11 protein-coding genes and 2 pseudogenes are annotated in these 15,604 nt (G+C 72.2%); 4 read left to right on the forward strand and 9 right to left on the reverse strand.

Going from position 1 to position 15,604, the window contains the following annotated elements; all coding sequences use genetic code 11:
- The first annotated feature begins 367 nt into the window (after positions 1–367).
- Positions 368–1,758: pseudogene (locus tag ACFPP6_RS07330) on the forward strand (sporulation protein).
- Between the two features lie 162 nt (positions 1,759–1,920).
- Here the strand turns inward: ACFPP6_RS07330 and ACFPP6_RS07335 are convergent.
- Complete coding sequence (locus tag ACFPP6_RS07335) at positions 1,921–2,415, reverse strand: SRPBCC family protein (protein WP_382038358.1); 495 nt, start codon at positions 2,413–2,415, stop codon at positions 1,921–1,923.
- A 45-nt stretch (positions 2,416–2,460) separates the two neighbouring features.
- The gene (locus tag ACFPP6_RS07340; RefSeq protein WP_336004813.1) at positions 2,461–3,321 is read right to left on the reverse strand and encodes a DeoR/GlpR family DNA-binding transcription regulator; all 861 of its coding nucleotides are present in this window, start codon (positions 3,319–3,321) and stop codon (positions 2,461–2,463) included.
- Between the two features lie 291 nt (positions 3,322–3,612).
- Here ACFPP6_RS07340 and ACFPP6_RS07345 point away from each other — a divergent pair, with 291 nt between their 5' ends.
- Complete coding sequence (locus ACFPP6_RS07345) at positions 3,613–5,940, forward strand: hypothetical protein (protein ID WP_382038360.1); 2,328 nt, start codon at positions 3,613–3,615, stop codon at positions 5,938–5,940.
- Here ACFPP6_RS07345 and ACFPP6_RS07350 read toward each other — a convergent pair.
- The 7 genes from ACFPP6_RS07350 to ACFPP6_RS07380 form a co-directional block, all read right to left on the reverse strand.
- Positions 5,910–8,339 carry a right-handed parallel beta-helix repeat-containing protein gene (locus ACFPP6_RS07350; RefSeq protein ID WP_382038362.1) on the reverse strand — a complete coding sequence of 810 codons (2,430 nt, stop codon included), beginning with the start codon at positions 8,337–8,339 and terminating at the stop codon, positions 5,910–5,912. The genes ACFPP6_RS07345 and ACFPP6_RS07350 overlap by 31 nt on opposite strands.
- Before the next feature lie 106 nt (positions 8,340–8,445).
- Positions 8,446–9,093, reverse strand: a complete 648-nt coding sequence (locus ACFPP6_RS07355) for an Rv1733c family protein (RefSeq protein ID WP_465269365.1) — start codon at positions 9,091–9,093, stop codon at positions 8,446–8,448.
- A 197-nt stretch (positions 9,094–9,290) separates the two neighbouring features.
- Positions 9,291–10,124, reverse strand: a complete 834-nt coding sequence (locus ACFPP6_RS07360) for an MOSC domain-containing protein (protein WP_382038366.1) — start codon at positions 10,122–10,124, stop codon at positions 9,291–9,293.
- 138 nt (positions 10,125–10,262) lie between these two features.
- The gene (locus ACFPP6_RS07365; protein WP_382038367.1) at positions 10,263–10,760 is read right to left on the reverse strand and encodes a DUF6643 family protein; all 498 of its coding nucleotides are present in this window, start codon (positions 10,758–10,760) and stop codon (positions 10,263–10,265) included.
- 292 nt (positions 10,761–11,052) lie between these two features.
- Complete coding sequence (gndA, locus tag ACFPP6_RS07370; RefSeq protein ID WP_382038369.1) at positions 11,053–12,513, reverse strand: NADP-dependent phosphogluconate dehydrogenase; 1,461 nt, start codon at positions 12,511–12,513, stop codon at positions 11,053–11,055.
- A 622-nt stretch (positions 12,514–13,135) separates the two neighbouring features.
- Positions 13,136–13,597 (reverse strand): DUF4231 domain-containing protein, encoded by a 462-nt coding sequence (locus tag ACFPP6_RS07375; protein ID WP_382038371.1) that lies wholly within the window; start codon positions 13,595–13,597, stop codon positions 13,136–13,138.
- Between the two features lie 185 nt (positions 13,598–13,782).
- On the reverse strand, positions 13,783–13,995 hold the full coding sequence (locus tag ACFPP6_RS07380; RefSeq protein ID WP_382038372.1) for a recombinase: 213 nt from the start codon (positions 13,993–13,995) through the stop codon (positions 13,783–13,785).
- Positions 13,996–14,824: 829 nt separating this feature from the next.
- On the opposite strand from ACFPP6_RS07380, the pseudogene ACFPP6_RS36640 reads away from it, so the two are divergent.
- Both ACFPP6_RS36640 and ACFPP6_RS07385 read left to right on the forward strand, forming a co-directional pair.
- Positions 14,825–15,061, forward strand: a pseudogene (locus ACFPP6_RS36640) (NF041680 family putative transposase); the annotation flags it as partial.
- A gap of 58 nt (positions 15,062–15,119) precedes the next feature.
- The gene (locus ACFPP6_RS07385) at positions 15,120–15,596 is read left to right on the forward strand and encodes a hypothetical protein (RefSeq protein WP_382038374.1); all 477 of its coding nucleotides are present in this window, start codon (positions 15,120–15,122) and stop codon (positions 15,594–15,596) included.
- Positions 15,597–15,604: the final 8 nt, after the last annotated feature.

Genomic DNA, 15,604 nt, shown 5'->3' on the forward strand with positions numbered 1-15,604 from the left:
CTCGCAGACCTAGGCCATCGCGTTGATGAAGGAGATCTTGGTGGCGAGGAAGGAGTTCGCGGCGCCTTTGGCGAGCTCGGCGGTGGCCCAGTCGGTGACGATCGTCGGCGTCCCGGCCTCGATGATCTCGGCGAACGCCTGCCGCAGCAGGGTCTCGGCCCAGGAGCTTTCGGTGCTGAGGCCGAGGACGAGGCGGTCGGGGCGGAGGGTGTCCTCCCTCGGTGGCTAAAGACGCGAGGAGGCATTCGGCCCTCCTCGTGCCCAGCCGGACTGCCGATGACTGGAAACACCCAGCCGACGCAGCTCGGCCCCGAGGAGATTCCTCGTCAGCAGCGCGGCTGCTGACCTGGTGGAAAAGGGGATTCGGGTGGCGTCGACCAGCGGCCGGACCCGTCCGCCCAACGCGGACCTGGCCCGGCTGATTGAGACCTGCGGAGCGAGCCACAAATCTCCGGCCCTGCGGGTCAACCAGCTCGCCCAGCAGCCGGGCTGGACACCGACTACTCGCATACCTCCATCGCGAACTGGTGCCGACGGGGCATGACCCCCAAATGGCCGGTCCCGACCTTCCTCGCCCAGGCGATCGCCGAACGGCTCGGACGGCCGGTCTCACTTGGCGAAATCGGGATGGGAGATGCCCGGACACCGGATGGGGATGTCGGGTTGGATTTCCCGCGGGACCGCGGCAACGCGGTCCGAGTGGCCACTTCGTTCTGGAGTTTTGTGAACCGCCGCGATTTCCTGACCGGATCCGGCTTCGCCGTATCCGCGTTCACCATGCCCGTGACCCGCTGGCTGGTCACCCCCGCCGACGAGGCCGCCGACCACAAGGGCGGCAAGCAGGTCGGCCGGGCCGACCTGGCAGAGCTCCGCGACGCGGCCGACGAAGCCCGCCGCTGGGACTCCAAATACGGCGGCGGGAACTGGAAGGCCAACTCCGTCACCGTCTGCCTCCAGGAGCGGGCCGCCCCGCTGCTGCGAGGCTCCTTCACCGACGCAGTCGGCCGCGACCTGTTCTCCGCCACCAGCGAGCTCTCCCGGCTGGCCGGCTGGACCGCCTTCGACGTCGGACAGCACGATGTCGCCCAGCGGCACTTCATCCAGGCCCTCCGCCTCGCCCGCGCGGGCGGCGACGTCGAGCTGGGCTGCTATGTGCTGACCACGATGGCCATGCAGTCGCTGCTGCGGGGATTCGCCTCCGAGGCCGTGGACATGGCCCAGGGAGCCTTCGAGCGGGCCAAGGGACAGGCCGCCCCCAGGGTGCTGGCCTTCACCAAGCTGATCGAGGCCCGGGCCCATGCCCGCGAGAGGGACGCCGGGGCCGCCTCACGAGCCCTGGCCGCCTCCGAGGAGCTCCTGAGCCGGGCAGAGGCTTCCAGCGGCTCAGAGCCCGCCTGGATCGACTTCTATCACCATGCCCGCCTCTCCGCGGACGCCGCGGAGGTCTTCCGGGACCTGAAGAACCCCAAGGCCGCTCTGGCCTGGAACCAGCGGGCCGCCGCCATGCCCTCCGGGGTGTTCACCCGCTCGGTCGGGATGCGGCTGGCGATCGTCGGGACCGCCCACCTCCAGGCCCGCGACCTCGAGCACGGCCTCGACCTCGGCAACCGGTCCGTCGACATCCTCGCCCGCGTCCAGTCCACCCGGGCCAAGGACTACGTCCGCGAGTTCAGCACCGCCCTCGCCCCCTGGCGCCGGGAGCCGGCCGTCCGCGAGTTCCTCCACCGCACCCGCACCGAACTCGGCATCGCCGCCTGAGACGGCATCCCGCCTCGACGAGGAGGGAGTACTGGCGATCGTCCCCAGTGGCGTACTACTTCGTCGTGCACCATCGCGTACGAATGCCGGTGCTCAGCCATCCGTTCGAACGTCATCAGGCGCCGCGGCCGGGACGGAGGCAAATACTGGCGGGACCCCCGATCAGCGCGTTCCGCCCCGCATCGCCGCCAGGCGCCGGTCGAGCGTCAGCAACGCGTCACGGAAGGCGTGCCTGAGCCCCGGCCGCCCCAGTGCCACCAGCAGCCGCACCGCGGCGGGGGCGTCCAGCGCGACCGTCCACCGGACCACCGTGCCCGTCCCCGAGGGCAGCAGCTGCCACTCCTCCAGCATTGCCCGCACCCCGGGCACGTTCGTCACGTCGATGCGGTACGCGTACCGGTGCGAGGGCTCGGCCGCCATCACCGTCTCCATGAAGCGCACCCCGCCCAGCAGGTGAACCTCCCGGCCCTCGTCCCCGGCCCGCTGCACGGGCCGCGCCAGCGTCACCGCACGGAACCAGCGCGTCCAGCCCGGAACGTCCAGTGCCAGGGCCCGGAAGACCTCCTCCGGCGCGGCCGCCGTACGGGAGGCCAGAACCACCCGCAGCGGTGCGTTCGCGACGAAGTCCAGCCCCACCGGGCGCAGTCGGTACACCATCGAGAGAACCCCCAAAGGGTCGGCGGCCTGCCGGGTGCCGATACCTTAGCCCCGCACGCCGTCGCATGTGGTGGAGTCACCGGAAGCATCCGCCACCACGAGCTCCGGCAGCCGCTCGGCGATCTCCCGCCGCACCGTCTCCGGCAGTCCCGCATCCGTGACGAGCGCGTCCACCTCGTCCAGCAGGGCGAACGAACTGAGCCCCACCGTCCCCCACTTGGTGTGGTCCGCGAGGACCACCACGCGCCGCGCCGACCGCACGAAGTGCCGGTTGGTCTCCGCCTCCGCCAGGTTCGGCGTCGACAGGCCCGCCTCCGCGGAGATCCCGTGCACCCCGATGAACAGCACGTCGAAGTGCAGGGAGCGGATCGCCGCGTCCGCGACGGGCCCCACCAGCGTGTCCGAAGGCGTACGCACCCCGCCCGTCAGCACCACCGTCGCCGCCCCCGGCCGGGCCGACGGGCCCGCCGCCGTCACCGGCCGCTGCGCGCTGTGGAAGACGTCGGCCGCCCGCACCGAATTCGTCACCACCGTCAGATCCGGTACGTCCACCAGCCGTTGGGCCAGCGCGAACACCGTCGTCCCGCCCGCCAGGGCTATCGCACCGCCCGGCGGAGCCATCCGCGCCGCCGCCCGCGCGATGTCCTCCTTGGCGGCCAGCTCCAGCGCCGACTTGGCCTCGAACCCGGGCTCGTGCGTCGTCGCCTCCGCGACCGGAACCGCACCGCCGTGCACCTTCTCCACCACGCCCAGCCGGGCCAGGGCGTCGAGGTCGCGACGGACCGTCATGTCCGAGACATTGAGCCTCCGCGTCAGTTCGTTGACCCGCACCCCACCGCGCCTCCTGACCTCGTCGAGGATCAGCGCACGCCGCTGCTCCGCCAGGAGATTCTGGTTGTCGCTCACCCGGCCCGTCCTTTCCGGTCAGCCACCGGCAGTCGTGCGCGCTCATCCTCCCACGCGCGCCGCCCCGGCGATCGTCTCCGTTCGGCCGGATCACGATTGGGCCTCGCCCACCGGCTGCGGCCGATTGTCAGTGCCCACCGGCACCATGCTGGTGGAGGGAGAACCACACCGGGATCGGGGGACGCGGTGGCACCGGAAGAGCGAGCGAACAGGAAAGCGGCGGAAGCACACGGGCAAGCGGCGGAAGCGCCCGGGCAGGTGCAGGAGGACGCATTAGAGGACCCATCAGCGGTGCATGCGCCTCCGGCGAACTCCTCAGGGCTCGCGCTGGAGTTGCTCGTGCACGGCGTCGGCGGTGCCACGCCGCAGGCCATGCTGGGCGATCCGCGCACCGAGCGCGTCACGGGAGACGGCATCGCCGGCATCCACCGCCGTGTCGCCGACCTCGACGCGGAGACCCGCCCCGGCGACCAGCGGAGCGAACCGGTCCGGGAGGCCTACGTCTGGTCCAACCTCACCTCCGGCGACGGCTCCCGCGCCCTGTGGCTGATGCTGCTGCCCTTCATGGTCATCAACCTCGCCCACTGGATGCGCCCCACCTCCGAGGGCCGCCCCCGCACCGTCCGGGCCTACGGTCTGCTGGTGCGGCTCGTCGCCCTCACCCTCACCGTGCTGCTCACCGCCGCAGCCTGCGAGGTGGCCCTCGACCTGACGGCGTGGCAGTGCGCGGGCACGCACGCGTGCTCCTCGGACAAGGCCTGGCTCGGCTTCATGTCGGCCGACCGGCACGGCTGGTGGAGCCCGCCCGGCCGCAGGCTCGCCCTCGCCGCCGCCGTGCCCACGGCCCTGACCGGCCTGCTCTGGCTCCTCTCCCGCCGCACCTGGAGGGCCTACGAAGCCCAGGTCCCCGGCCGCGCCGGCTCCGACGAGGACACCCGTACGGCCGGCGGCCGCCCCGCCCTGTGCCTGCCCGGCTTCTGGTACGGGCGGCGCATCGTCGCCCGCCTGCGCGCCGCCCACACGGCCGCCGCCCTGCTCACCGTCGCCGCCTTCCTCGCCCAGGCCGCCTCACGCCACGATCGCGCACCCGGCGGCAGCACCGTGCTCGACGCCCTGGGGTGGTCCCTCATCGCCGTCCTGGCCGCTGCCGCCGTGTTCGTCGTCCACGCCGTCTGCCGCCGCGGCCGCAGCGAGGGCGCCCCGGACGACACCCTCGACCGGTTCACCGTCGCCGCCCTGCCCTTCACCGCGCTCGGCCTGCTCCTCCTCGCCGCCGCCTACGCCGCCTGGGACCGGCCCGGCTGGCAGTCCCGCGGCATGCTCCCCGGCGACCGCGTCTTCGGCCTGATCGCCCTCGGCCAGGGCGCCCTCGTCCTCCTCCTCGCGCTCGCCGCCCGCCGCCTGCACCGCGCCGCCCCCGCCGAGCGGACGCCCCTGGGAGGGCTCGCGGGCCCCGCCGTCGCCACCCTCGCCTGCGCCCTCGGCGGCGTCATGACCGCAGGCGTCGCCCAGCGCGTCGCCGACTGGCTCGACGGCCCGGCCACCCCCGGCATGGGCGACGGCCCGATCGGCGGACCGCCGCCCCTGCTCACCTGGCAGGCGTCCGTCATCCCGCCGCTCCTCGCGGTCCTGTTCCTGCTGCTCCTCGTCCTCGTGGTGCGCACCCTGCGCCTGCGCGAGCGCCTGTGCCGCACGGTCCCCGACGGCTATCCCGGCGAGGGCCACGACCGTGCGCGCACCCGCGCCATCGCCGGCACCGTCGCCCGCGCCGGCCTCACCGACGCCACCCCCTGGGTCCTCGGCACGGTCGCCGTGCTCACGCTCCTCCTCGGCGGCGGTGCGGTTGCCGGAGCCTGGAGCACGCACGACGTGCCGGGGCGGGCCGCCGCCGGCACCGCACGCATCGTCGAGGACGTGGCCCAGACCGCCCAGGCGCTCGGATCCTGGTGCGTCGGCCTCGGCTTCGTCCTGCTGATCGCCTGGGGCCGCCGCGCCTACCGCGACCCCGCCGCCCGCCGCACCGTCGGCATCCTCTGGGACGTCGGCACCTTCTGGCCGCGCGCCGCCCACCCCTTCGCCCCGCCCTGCTACGCGGAGCGCGCCGTCCCGGACCTCACCTGGCGGATGCGGACCTGGACCGAGCGCACGGGCGGCCGGCTCGTCATCTCCGGCCACTCCCAGGGCAGCGTCCTCGCCGCGGCCGCCGTCTGGCAGCTGCCCGCCGCCACCCGCGGCCGGGTCGCCCTGCTCACCTACGGATCGCCCCTGGAGCGGCTCTACGGACGCTGGTTCCCCGCCTACTTCGGGCCCGTGAAGCTCGCCGCGCTGCACGACGACATCCACTGCTGGTGCAATCTGTGGCGGCTCACGGACCCCATCGGGGGCCCCGTCCGCCTGCCCGGGGAGGCCCCCGCCGCCACCGCCGTGGACCGCGGCCCCCTCAAGGACCCCCTCGCCTACGGCCGTACGGCCGAGCACCCGCTGCCCGCGGCCATCCTCGGCCACTCCCACTACCAGTCCGACCCCGAGTTCGCCCGGACCCGCGCGGCCCTGCTGGCCCGCCTCGCCGCCTGGATACCGGCGCCCCGTCAGGGCAGCGCGGGCAGGTCCTCGGCGTAGAGCAGGGTGAGGTCGTCGGTGCTCGGGTCGGTCAGCTGCGCCACCCGGCCCGCGTGCCGCTCGACCATCGCCTCGAACGTCTGCCGGGCCGTACGGCCGTTGCCGAACGCCGGCCCCCTGGGGATGTCCGTGAAGTACTGCAGCAGCGCCTCGGACGCCCCGGCCCCGATCCGGTACTCGTGCTCGTCCGCCTGCTGCTGCACGATGCGCAGCAGCTCCTCCGGAGCGTAGTCGTCGAAGGTGATGGTGCGTGAGAAGCGCGAGGCCACTCCGGGGTTGACCGTCAGGAAGCGGTCCATCTCGTCGGTGTAGCCGGCGACGATCACCACGACCTCTTCCCGGTGGTCCTCCATCAGCTTCACCAGCGTGTCGATGGCCTCCCGGCCGAAGTCCCGCCCCGAGTCCTCGGGGGCGAGCGCGTACGCCTCGTCGATGAACAGCACGCCCCCGCGGGCCCGGTCGAACGCCTCCTGGGTGCGGATGGCCGTCGAGCCGATGTGCTCGCCCACCAGGTCCACGCGGGAGACCTCCACCAGGTGGCCGCGCTCCAGCACCCCGAGCGAGGCGAGGATCTCGCCGTAGAGGCGGGCCACCGTCGTCTTGCCCGTGCCGGGGGAGCCCGTGAAGACCAGGTGCCGGCGCACCGAGGCGGCCTTCAGCCCGGCCAGCTGCCGGCGCCGCCCGACCTCGATCATGTCCGTGAGGGCGCGGACCTCCTTCTTGACGCTCTCCAGGCCCACCAGGGCGTCCAGTTCGCGCAGCACCGTCGCCGAGGCCCGCGCGCCCTCCGGGACGGTCGCTGGCGGCGCCTCCTCGGCCGAGCGCTGCACCGGCACGGCCACCGGCAGCACCGTCGCCCGCGGTACGGCCGTCACGACCGATCTCCCGCCGCCCGCCGCCCCGGAGGGCACCGCCGCGACCGCCGCGGACGTCACCGCCTCGTCGCTCGTACAGCCCTCGCTGACCGGGCCGGCCTCCGCGAACTCGTAACCCCCGCGCTCGCAGCGCTCCGTGCGGCAGCGCGTGAGAGTCGACCGGCAGCCGTCGATGACGTGGAAGCCGTAGCCGCCGCTGCCCGTCACCCGGCACTCGTGGAACGTGCCCCGGCCCCCGGCCGAGACGTAGAAGCCCGCCTCCACGGGTGAACTCACCACGCACTGTTCGACGGTGGGGTCGGCGCCCTTGGTGACGATGACGCCGGTCGCTGCGGCGTCGATGGTGCAGTCGGCCATGGAGCCGCCGCTGCCGTGGTCGCGGAACCATGCGCCCGTACCCACTTCGCGGATCCGGCAGCCCGCGAGCCGGGCCGTCGCCCCGTCGCTCACCGACACGGCCGCGTTGCGGACCTGCGCGAGGTCGCTGTCGACCACGTCGACGTGCGAGCCGCGGTCCAGGACGAACAGGGCGTCCGGCACGTCGTGCACCCGGCAGGAGCCGAGGGAGACCGTCGCCCCGTCGCTGATCCACACCGCCGGATAGTCGCCTTTGCTGTCGTGGATCTCGCACAGGTCGGCGTCCACGCGCGTGCCCGGGTCCCACACGGACAGGCCGTTGCGCCCGAACCGGCGCACCGCCGAGCGCGTCATCGACAGCACCGAACGGGACCTGAGGTCCACCCCGTTCTCCGGCACGTCGTGGATGTCGCAGTCCACCAGCGAGAGCACGGCGTCCGTGTCCAGCCTCACCCCGTCGCCGGACGTGCGGTGCACGCGGCAGTCGGTCAGCCGGCCGGCCGCCCGGGAGGCCACCTGCACCCCGGCCCCGCGCACCTCGTACACCTCGCAGCCGACCGCCTCCAGCGAACTGCCCTCGCCCGTGAGCGACAACCCCTCGCCCGAGGCGTGGTGCACCCGGCAGCGCTCCAGGCGCGGATGCGCCCCGCCGTGCACCGCGAACCCCGCCTGCCCGGCAGCCACCACCTCGCAGTCCTCGAAGACGCCGCCCGAGCCGTCCAGCACGCTGATGCCGACGCCGCCGGCGTTGTCGACGGTGCAGTGGCGCACGGTGGGCCGGGAGCCGCCGCGCACCTCGATGCCCACCGCCGAGCGCGCCACGATCCGCAGGCCGGCCAGCTCCGGCGCCCCGTCCTCGACGACGAGCGCGGGTGCCGCGGCGTCGTGCCCCTCGATGTGCAGGTCCTGCAGCGCCGCGGACGCCCGTACGGTCAGGGCCACTCCGTCGGCGGGCGCGATGCGCACGCTGCCGCGCGAGCCCTCCGCGCCGCGCAGCGTCACCGCGCGGGTGACGACCAGGTTCTCCCGGTAGGTGCCGGGGGCGACGGACAGCACGTCCCCGTCCACCGCCGCTTCCAGAGCCGAGGCGAGGGAGTCGTACTCGCCCGTGCGCCGCCGCCAACGCGACGTGCCGGTATGCGTCACCTGGACGGAGCCCTCTGCCATGGCGCTGCTGTGCCCCCACCTCGTGCGTGCGTTCACCCGGGGCCGGCCGGTAGCGCGCCGGTCACCGTAGCCACCGTAGCGCGCGCGAGCCCCGGGAGTTGACCGGTCAGCTGCCTGCGTCCGCCCGGCCCCAGGTCTGCCCGGCGCGTTCCCACGCACGGTCCCAGTGGGCGTACCGCCGCTGCATGAGCCGCCATACGACCAGCCGGCGCACCGCCTCCACCAGGCCGCAGGCGCCGGTGGCCGCTCCGGCGCCCGCCAGTCCGGCGTGGATGGCGGCCGTGTCGTAGTCCAACGGGCGGCCCGAGAGCCGTCCGTGGTCGTCCGTCCACAGCGGGAACGGCTGCCCGGGGCGCGTGCGATGGCGCACCGAGACGACGCCGGAGTGCTCCTTGCCGTCCGGGCCGGCCCACCGGGCGACCACCCGATGGTGTCCGTCGCGGTTCGCGGTGGCTTCGCGGTCGGTTTCGGCGGGCCTGCCGTGCAGGGCCCGCACGGTCGTCGCCGTCACCAGGTGCCGGTGCCGGTGCTGTTCGCGGACCGTGTGCCGCAGGGCCTCGTGGGCGAGCGACCCCGTCACCCAGCCGGTGACCGGGCTCGCGAGCAGCATGAGCACCACGGCGGCCAATCCCACCCAGGATTCCAGGACATCGGTCCGGCGACGCAGGGGATTGCGCCGCCATCGCCATGCGAGTGCCGTAGCGCGCACCATGCTCACCCCCTTCCGGGTCCGTAAATACCTCACACAGGGCATCGCATGCGGAGGAAGACGGCGGAGAGAGCAAAATCACCCCCTCCGGATGCCGTTCGGGGCCGTGCGTTGACGGGTGGCGGGCGGTGGCCGGCGGGTGGCGGCAGGGAGGGGAGTGCGGTGCGCAGCCGGAACGGGAGGACGGGGAGGAGAAGCGGGGGAGAAGGGGAGAAGCGAGGGGGAGGGGAGGGGGCGCGGGCTCAGTCGAGGATCTCGACGTCGTCGCCCACGCGCAGGATCCCGGTGTGCTCCGGGATGAGGTTCTTGCCGAACACGGCCTTGCCGTCGATCCGGTGGTGCCGGGCGAGCGTGCGCAGGGGCTCCTTGCCGCGCTCGGCCGTGCGCTGGTCGGTCGTGGTGACGACGCACCGGCCGCAGGGCTTGACCGCCCGGAACGTCACCTCGCCGATCCGCACGCGCCGCCAGTCGTCCTCGGCCCACGCCCCGGTGCCGCCGATCACCACGTTCGGGCGGAAGCGGTCCATGGGCAGCGGGCCCTCGCCGGGCAGGTCGCCGCCGGCGACGAGTGCGTTGAGGGCGTCGAGGGAGGCCAGGGTGGTCACCAGCAGCGGATAGCCGTCGGCGAAGCTCACGGTCTCGCCGGGACGGGAGAACTCGGGGTCGATGCCGCGGCGGGCCGCCGGCTCGTCCATGTGGAAGAGCCGGGCCTCGAACCCCAGGAACGCACTGACCCACGCATCGGCGGCGGCTCCGGCGGGAACCGCCTCGATCTTGTCCCGGAACACCTGCACCGTGACGGTGCCGCCCGCTTCCACGGGGCCGGGCACGGCGACGTCGAGCGGATCCGCGCCGGGCGCGGCGAGCCGGACGCCGCCGCCGGGGAGCGGTTGCGCCGAGGCCAGGGCGAGTCTCGGCTGCTGCCGCTGGGTGATCATCATGCCGTCGGCGCCGGCCAGCATCCACCGGCGGTCCCCGGACAGACCCCACGGCTCCACGGCCGCCTCGCGCACGGCGCACCCCGCCAGCGACTTGACGGGATAGAAATGGACCGCGGTCAGCACAGGCGTGGACATACGGTCATCTTGCCACCCTGATCGGGCGGTTGAACGAATACCTCCGCGCACCGCAGCGGGACCCCCGCGCCTGCCGCCGGACCGCGTCGCCGGACCGCCCCGCAGAACCCGGCAGAGCAGTCACAGCGGTTCGAACGGTCAGTAACCCCCCTGATTCGGGTACTGGCGGTTGTACGGATCCTCGTACTGCGCGGCCGCCGGGCGGGGCGCGACCGGGCGCATCGCGTCATAACCGGCCGGACCCGCCGGCGCCCCTCCGGGCCGCTGCTGCTGGTACTGCTGCGGCTGCGGGGCCGGGTAGGCGCGCGGAGGCTGCTGCTGCGGGATGTACGGCGCGGCCGCCTGCTGCAGCCCCGAGGGCTGCTGCGGACCGGGCGCGGGATAGCCGTACGGCGCGCCGCCCTGACCGCCGTAGGACGGCTGCGGGGCCTGGTGGGCCTGGGCCCCGGACGGGCCGGAGGGCAGGGCGGGGAGCGCGGGCAGGTTGCTGCCACCGCCGTCGTACGGCGACGACACGCGGATCGGGGCGATCTGCGGGGTCCCCCGCTCGGCGACGAGGCTGTCGTAAATCGGGGTGTCCGGGAACGACGACGAGGCGTAGTAGCCGCCGCCGTAGGTGCTGCGGGGGGAGGTCATAGCGCATAAGTTAAGCCCACGTCCCTCGCGCGGTCTACGCCAAGGTCGGCACTAACAATTCCCTGACCTGCAAAGACGCAGGTCAGGGCAGAACCGACAAGATCGGACACACCCCTACGTACGGCCATCCGGGGGTATCGCGGCGCGTACCCCCTCCAGTTGACCCGATCCTCCCTTTTCGGCCGGTCGGCTTCCGGCTCTTCGGCCGACCGGATTCCCGCCCCTCGGCCGATCGGGATCCCGCCCACAGCCGATCGGGATGCCGCCCCTCAGCCAGCCGGGGTCCCGCCCCTCAGCCGGTCTTCTCCTCGCTGCGGTCGCCGCCCCACAGCGTGTGGAACGACCCCTCGCGGTCCGTGCGCCGGTAGGTGTGGGCGCCGAAGAAGTCGCGCTGCCCCTGGGTGAGGGCCGCGGGCAGCCGCTCCGCCCGCAGAGCGTCGTAGTACGCGAGCGCGGCCGAGAAACCAGGGGTGGGCACGCCGCGGCCGACGGCAGTGGTGACGACCGTGCGCCAGGAGTCCTGCGCCCGCCCGACCTCGTCGGCGAACCCCTTGTCGGCGAGCAGGGTGGGCAGTTGCGGGTCGGCGGCGAACGCGGCGCGGATGCGGTCGAGGAACGCGGCCCGGATGATGCAGCCGCCGCGCCAGATGGCGGCCACGCCGCCGAGGTCGATGTCCCAGCCGTACTCCGCGCTCGCCGCGGCGATCATGTTCCAGCCCTGGGCGTACGAGACGACCTTCGACGCGTACAGCGCCTCCTCGACCCGGGCGGCGAACTCCTCCGCAGCCTGCGGGGAGAGGGACTCCCGCCCGGGGCCGGGCAGTTCGCGCGCGGCCCGGCGCAGGTCGCCGTGCCCGGACAGGGAACGGGCGAAGACGGCCTCGGCGATGCCCGAGACGGGGACCCCGAGGTCCAGCGCGGTCTGCACCGTCCAGCGTCCGGTGCCCTTCTGCTCGGCCTCGTCGGCCACCACGTCCACGAACGGGCGGCCGGTGGTGGCGTCCGTGTGGGACAGCACCTCGGCGGTGATCTCGATCAGATACGAGTCCAGGCGGCCGGTGTTCCAGGTGCGGAAGGTCTCCGCGATCCGGGCCGGCTCGTAGCCGGCGACGTTGCGCAGCAGGTCGTACGCCTCGGCGATGAGCTGCATGTCGGCGTACTCGATGCCGTTGTGCACCATCTTGACGAAGTGTCCGGCGCCGTCGGGGCCGATGTGGGTGCAGCAGGGCGTGCCGTCCTTCGCCTTGGCCGCGATGCTTTCGAGCAGCGGGCCGAGGGAGTTGTAGGACTCCTCCGATCCGCCGGGCATGATGCTGGGCCCGTGGAGGGCGCCTTCCTCGCCGCCGGAGATGCCGGCGCCGACGAAGTGGATGCCCTTGTCGCGGAGGGCCTTCTCGCGGCGGCGGGTGTCGGCGAAGTGGGCGTTCCCGCCGTCGATGATGACGTCGCCGGGCTCCAGGAGCGCGGCGAACTCGTCGATGACAGCGTCCGTCGGGGCACCCGCCTTGACCATGACGACGATCCGGCGCGGCTTCTGCAGGGCGGCGACGAACTCCTCCGCGGACTCGGCCGGGACGAAGTCCCCCTCGTGGCCGTGCTCGCCGACGAGTGCCTCAGTCTTGGCGTAGGTGCGGTTGTGGAGGGCGACGGTGTGCCCGTGCCGGGCGAAGTTCCGGGCGAGGTTGCTGCCCATGACGGCGAGCCCGGTGACGCCGATCTGCGCGGTGGCCTCGGGGGAGGGGGTGCTGGGCATGGCGGGGATCCACTCCTGTCACGTGCGTCAGTGAGGCTGTGGGTAAGGCGTGTGCGAGGCGGCGACACCGGAGGGCATCAAGACATTCCCGCCGGGCCACCGGGTATCACCTGGTCATCGTGGCATGGCCATGGGGAGGCGGCCGGGAATGCGCTGAGGTGACCTCGGTCTTGTCACCTTTCTTCTCTGACGGAGGCACCGATGCCCGGGTCCGATTGTGTGACTCGTACAAGGGAGGGCTCCCGGTGCGTGGTCACCGGATCGGAGCTTCGGTGGGTGGGGGACGCGAGAGGGGTGCGATCTTACGGTCGTGCGATCTTGGCGCTTGCGGGCGGGCCGTGGCGGGTTCCGGCGGGTCGGATGCTGACTTGTTGCCGACTTTGCTGACCAGCCGTCAGGTGAGTGGCGCGGCTCTTGGCGGACGCCGTTGAGAGGCGGGGCGGCAATGGAGACCGGCGGGAGATGGTCACTGTATGTGACGACGCAAGGCCGAGATCGTCTTGACCGTTGTGGTGAGCGTGGCGACCAGTGTGAGCGTGGCCGCGAAGATGATCCTCTATCGGCCAGACGGTCGCGCATGGCTGGCTCGTACTTCGGAGAGTCGACGCGGTCGGCGTTGTCGCTAATGCTTGGTTTCCGGGGTGGCAGGGCGGGGGAGGCGCTGAGTCCAGGCGCCTGTCTCCTCTGCGGTGATCTTTTCAACGCGTGCAGCAAGCATTCCTGGGGCGGCGGCCGGGTCGCTGTACTCATCCAAGGCTTGCTTGTAGCGGACCACCTCGGTTTCGATCTGCAGGTTCGCCCGGGTGAAAGAGATCCAGTCTCCCTGCGGGTCGAAGACATGGCGCATCCCTGCAAGTAGGGAGGTAAGGGATCCCAGAAGCGCAACAACCCAGTTGCCGGCTTTGATCGCGACGGCGAACGGCACCCCCGAAGCCAGAACCAGGATCGCCAGATCCAGCAGCCTGGCCTTCCAACGGGCGCTGCGCATGCTCTGCTCGTACCACGTTCCACGCGTGGTGACGTTCGGCGGAACGTCGGGCCACTTGACCTTGGGCAGGTCCTCCCACCAGGCGTGCGATCCCAATGAGTGCTACCTCTCGAACGTCACTCCGGAGCCGAGGCGCTCAACCTGTGGCTCAGCTTGAAATCACACCAGAGCGAAAACCACGTGCCTCCGCGACACGCGGTCGCGTTCACTCTCGTGATGTAACCGATCGATACGGAGAATCGCTACCGCAGTGTTGCACGACCGACTGGCCGGGACCGGGGTCAGGGGCGAGCCGGGACGGAGGGCATCCCGAGGGCGACCGAGCGGCCCGGTTGCTCCGACCGCGCGTCCTGCTCGCGCTTCTCGTGGAGGAACTGAAGCGTAAGGTCGGTGCCTTCGATTTCGCCCAGCCACCCCTCGGTCTCGGCTTGCTGCCTGCGGGCTTGCAGATCTTTCTCCAATTCGTCGAGACGTGGCAGCATCTTGGGGTTCACGTGCAGCATCGGGCAGCGCAGACATGCGTGCTCGTGCTGACAGGGTGTGCCGCAAGGACGGCCGCAACTTCGTGCGCTGTCGGGTTCAAGCCCTTGGTCGAGTTCCAGCTCAATCAGGCGGGCGCCACATGCAGATCAGGGCTTCGTTCCAGTCGCATGACTTGCAGCGGGCTGCCCCAGCGGATCACGTCCTCTTCCCTGGGACTCTGGCGTCACAGTGGCACCGGAGTAGATTCAGGGCCTGGCCACCTTTTCAACTAGCTTCAACGCCATGCCTTCGGCGTCAATGGGCCATGCGTACGACGCATCGGCGAGCCTCGCAGGCATCTGCTACGGGGCGTATAGCAGCCTGCCGGCATCGTTCACGTCAACATGAACGCCATCGCTCAGAACTCTGCCGCCATTTCAGACGCCTCGGGCAAACTCATCAGTATCCTCCAGGATGCCCCCGAGGCGGGTGGTGGCCCGAAGTGGGACAAGGCAGAAGCTCTGAGGAGCGCTAACTCCATCTCTCAAAACTCTGCTGCTATCGCAGACGCAGGGGGGCTCGGCTCGTTTTAGACCAGTTCTTCATCTTCCGGCGGTGGCGTCTTCTTCATCTTCCGGCGGTGGCGTCGCGCTTCCGAGTTGGTGGACGCGTTGCTGTGTGCGGACGGGCGGGTGACGGCGCCGGTGGATCTGACGCTGGTGGCCGAGCACCGGCGCGGGCACGGCGCCATGTACGTACGACGCGCTGAACTGCGGGAACGTCGATGTGCCGCAGCTGCGGCAGGTGCTGGCCATCTGCCCATGCCGCAGTCCGGCGCCGGGCGCCTGGTGCTCGCGGTGGACCCGCCTGACCACCCGCTCCACATGGATCGACCACACCGGAGAACTGCCCATCATCGAGGGCGCGCTGATCCGCCTGGAGGCCGACCGGCTGCCCGGCGGCAACGACCCGCTGCCGCTGTGGTTGTGGTCCTCCGCCACCGGCCTGACCGGCGAGGACGTCCACGTGCGCCGGCAGGCGGTCCTGCGAAGATTCGACCTGGAGCACACGTTCCGGCTGATGAAGCAGACCTTGGGAACGTTTACGTACACTCCTGCGGCCGTCATGAGCTCGTGCAGCAAGGGGGGATCCGGCCGTGAACAACGCCGGCATCGTCATCGGGATCGTGATCGTCGCGCTGGTGATCCGCAGGCAACTGCGCACCCGGCCCGTGCACGGCAAGGGCGGTGTGGTTCTGCTGGGGGTCCTCGGCGTGCTCGGGGTGGTCGCGCTCGCCTTCGGGGTGGTCTCCGTGGTGAAGGAGCACGCGCCGGGCACCGTCACCGTCGCCCTGCTGGCCGCGAGCTTCCTCGCCGCGGCCGGGTTCGGCGTCGCGCGGGCCCGCATGGTGACGGTGTGGCGGGCGCCCGAAGGGCGGATGCTTCGCACGGGGGCGCCGGCCGCCATGGTCCTGTGGCTCGCCTCCCTCGCGGTGCACATCGGCCTCGGCGAGTGGATCGACCACACCACGAGGGCCGGTCTGCTCGGGGCCTCGACGCTCCACCTGTACCTGGCGGTGACCCTCGCTGTGCAGGACCTCCTGGTACGGCGCCGGGCCGCGTCCGTGGCCTGAGGGCGCTG

It is taken from the genome of Streptomyces aureoversilis (assembly GCF_042657885.1).
Taxonomy (GTDB): Bacteria; Actinomycetota; Actinomycetes; order Streptomycetales; family Streptomycetaceae; genus Streptomyces; species Streptomyces aureoversilis.

Excerpts from the sequence above, each read along its gene's own strand:
- ACFPP6_RS07335 (WP_382038358.1), bottom strand. The coding sequence starts at position 2,415 with ATGGTGTACCGACTGCGCCCGGTGGGGCTGGACTTCGTCGCGAACGCA.
- ACFPP6_RS07350 (WP_382038362.1), bottom strand. The coding sequence starts at position 8,339 with ATGGCAGAGGGCTCCGTCCAGGTGACGCATACCGGCACGTCGCGTTGG.
- ACFPP6_RS07355 (WP_465269365.1), bottom strand. The coding sequence starts at position 9,093 with ATGCCCTGTGTGAGGTATTTACGGACCCGGAAGGGGGTGAGCATGGTG.
- ACFPP6_RS07360 (WP_382038366.1), bottom strand. The coding sequence starts at position 10,124 with ATGTCCACGCCTGTGCTGACCGCGGTCCATTTCTATCCCGTCAAGTCG.
- ACFPP6_RS07365 (WP_382038367.1), bottom strand. The coding sequence starts at position 10,760 with ATGACCTCCCCCCGCAGCACCTACGGCGGCGGCTACTACGCCTCGTCG.
- gndA (WP_382038369.1), bottom strand. The coding sequence starts at position 12,513 with ATGCCCAGCACCCCCTCCCCCGAGGCCACCGCGCAGATCGGCGTCACC.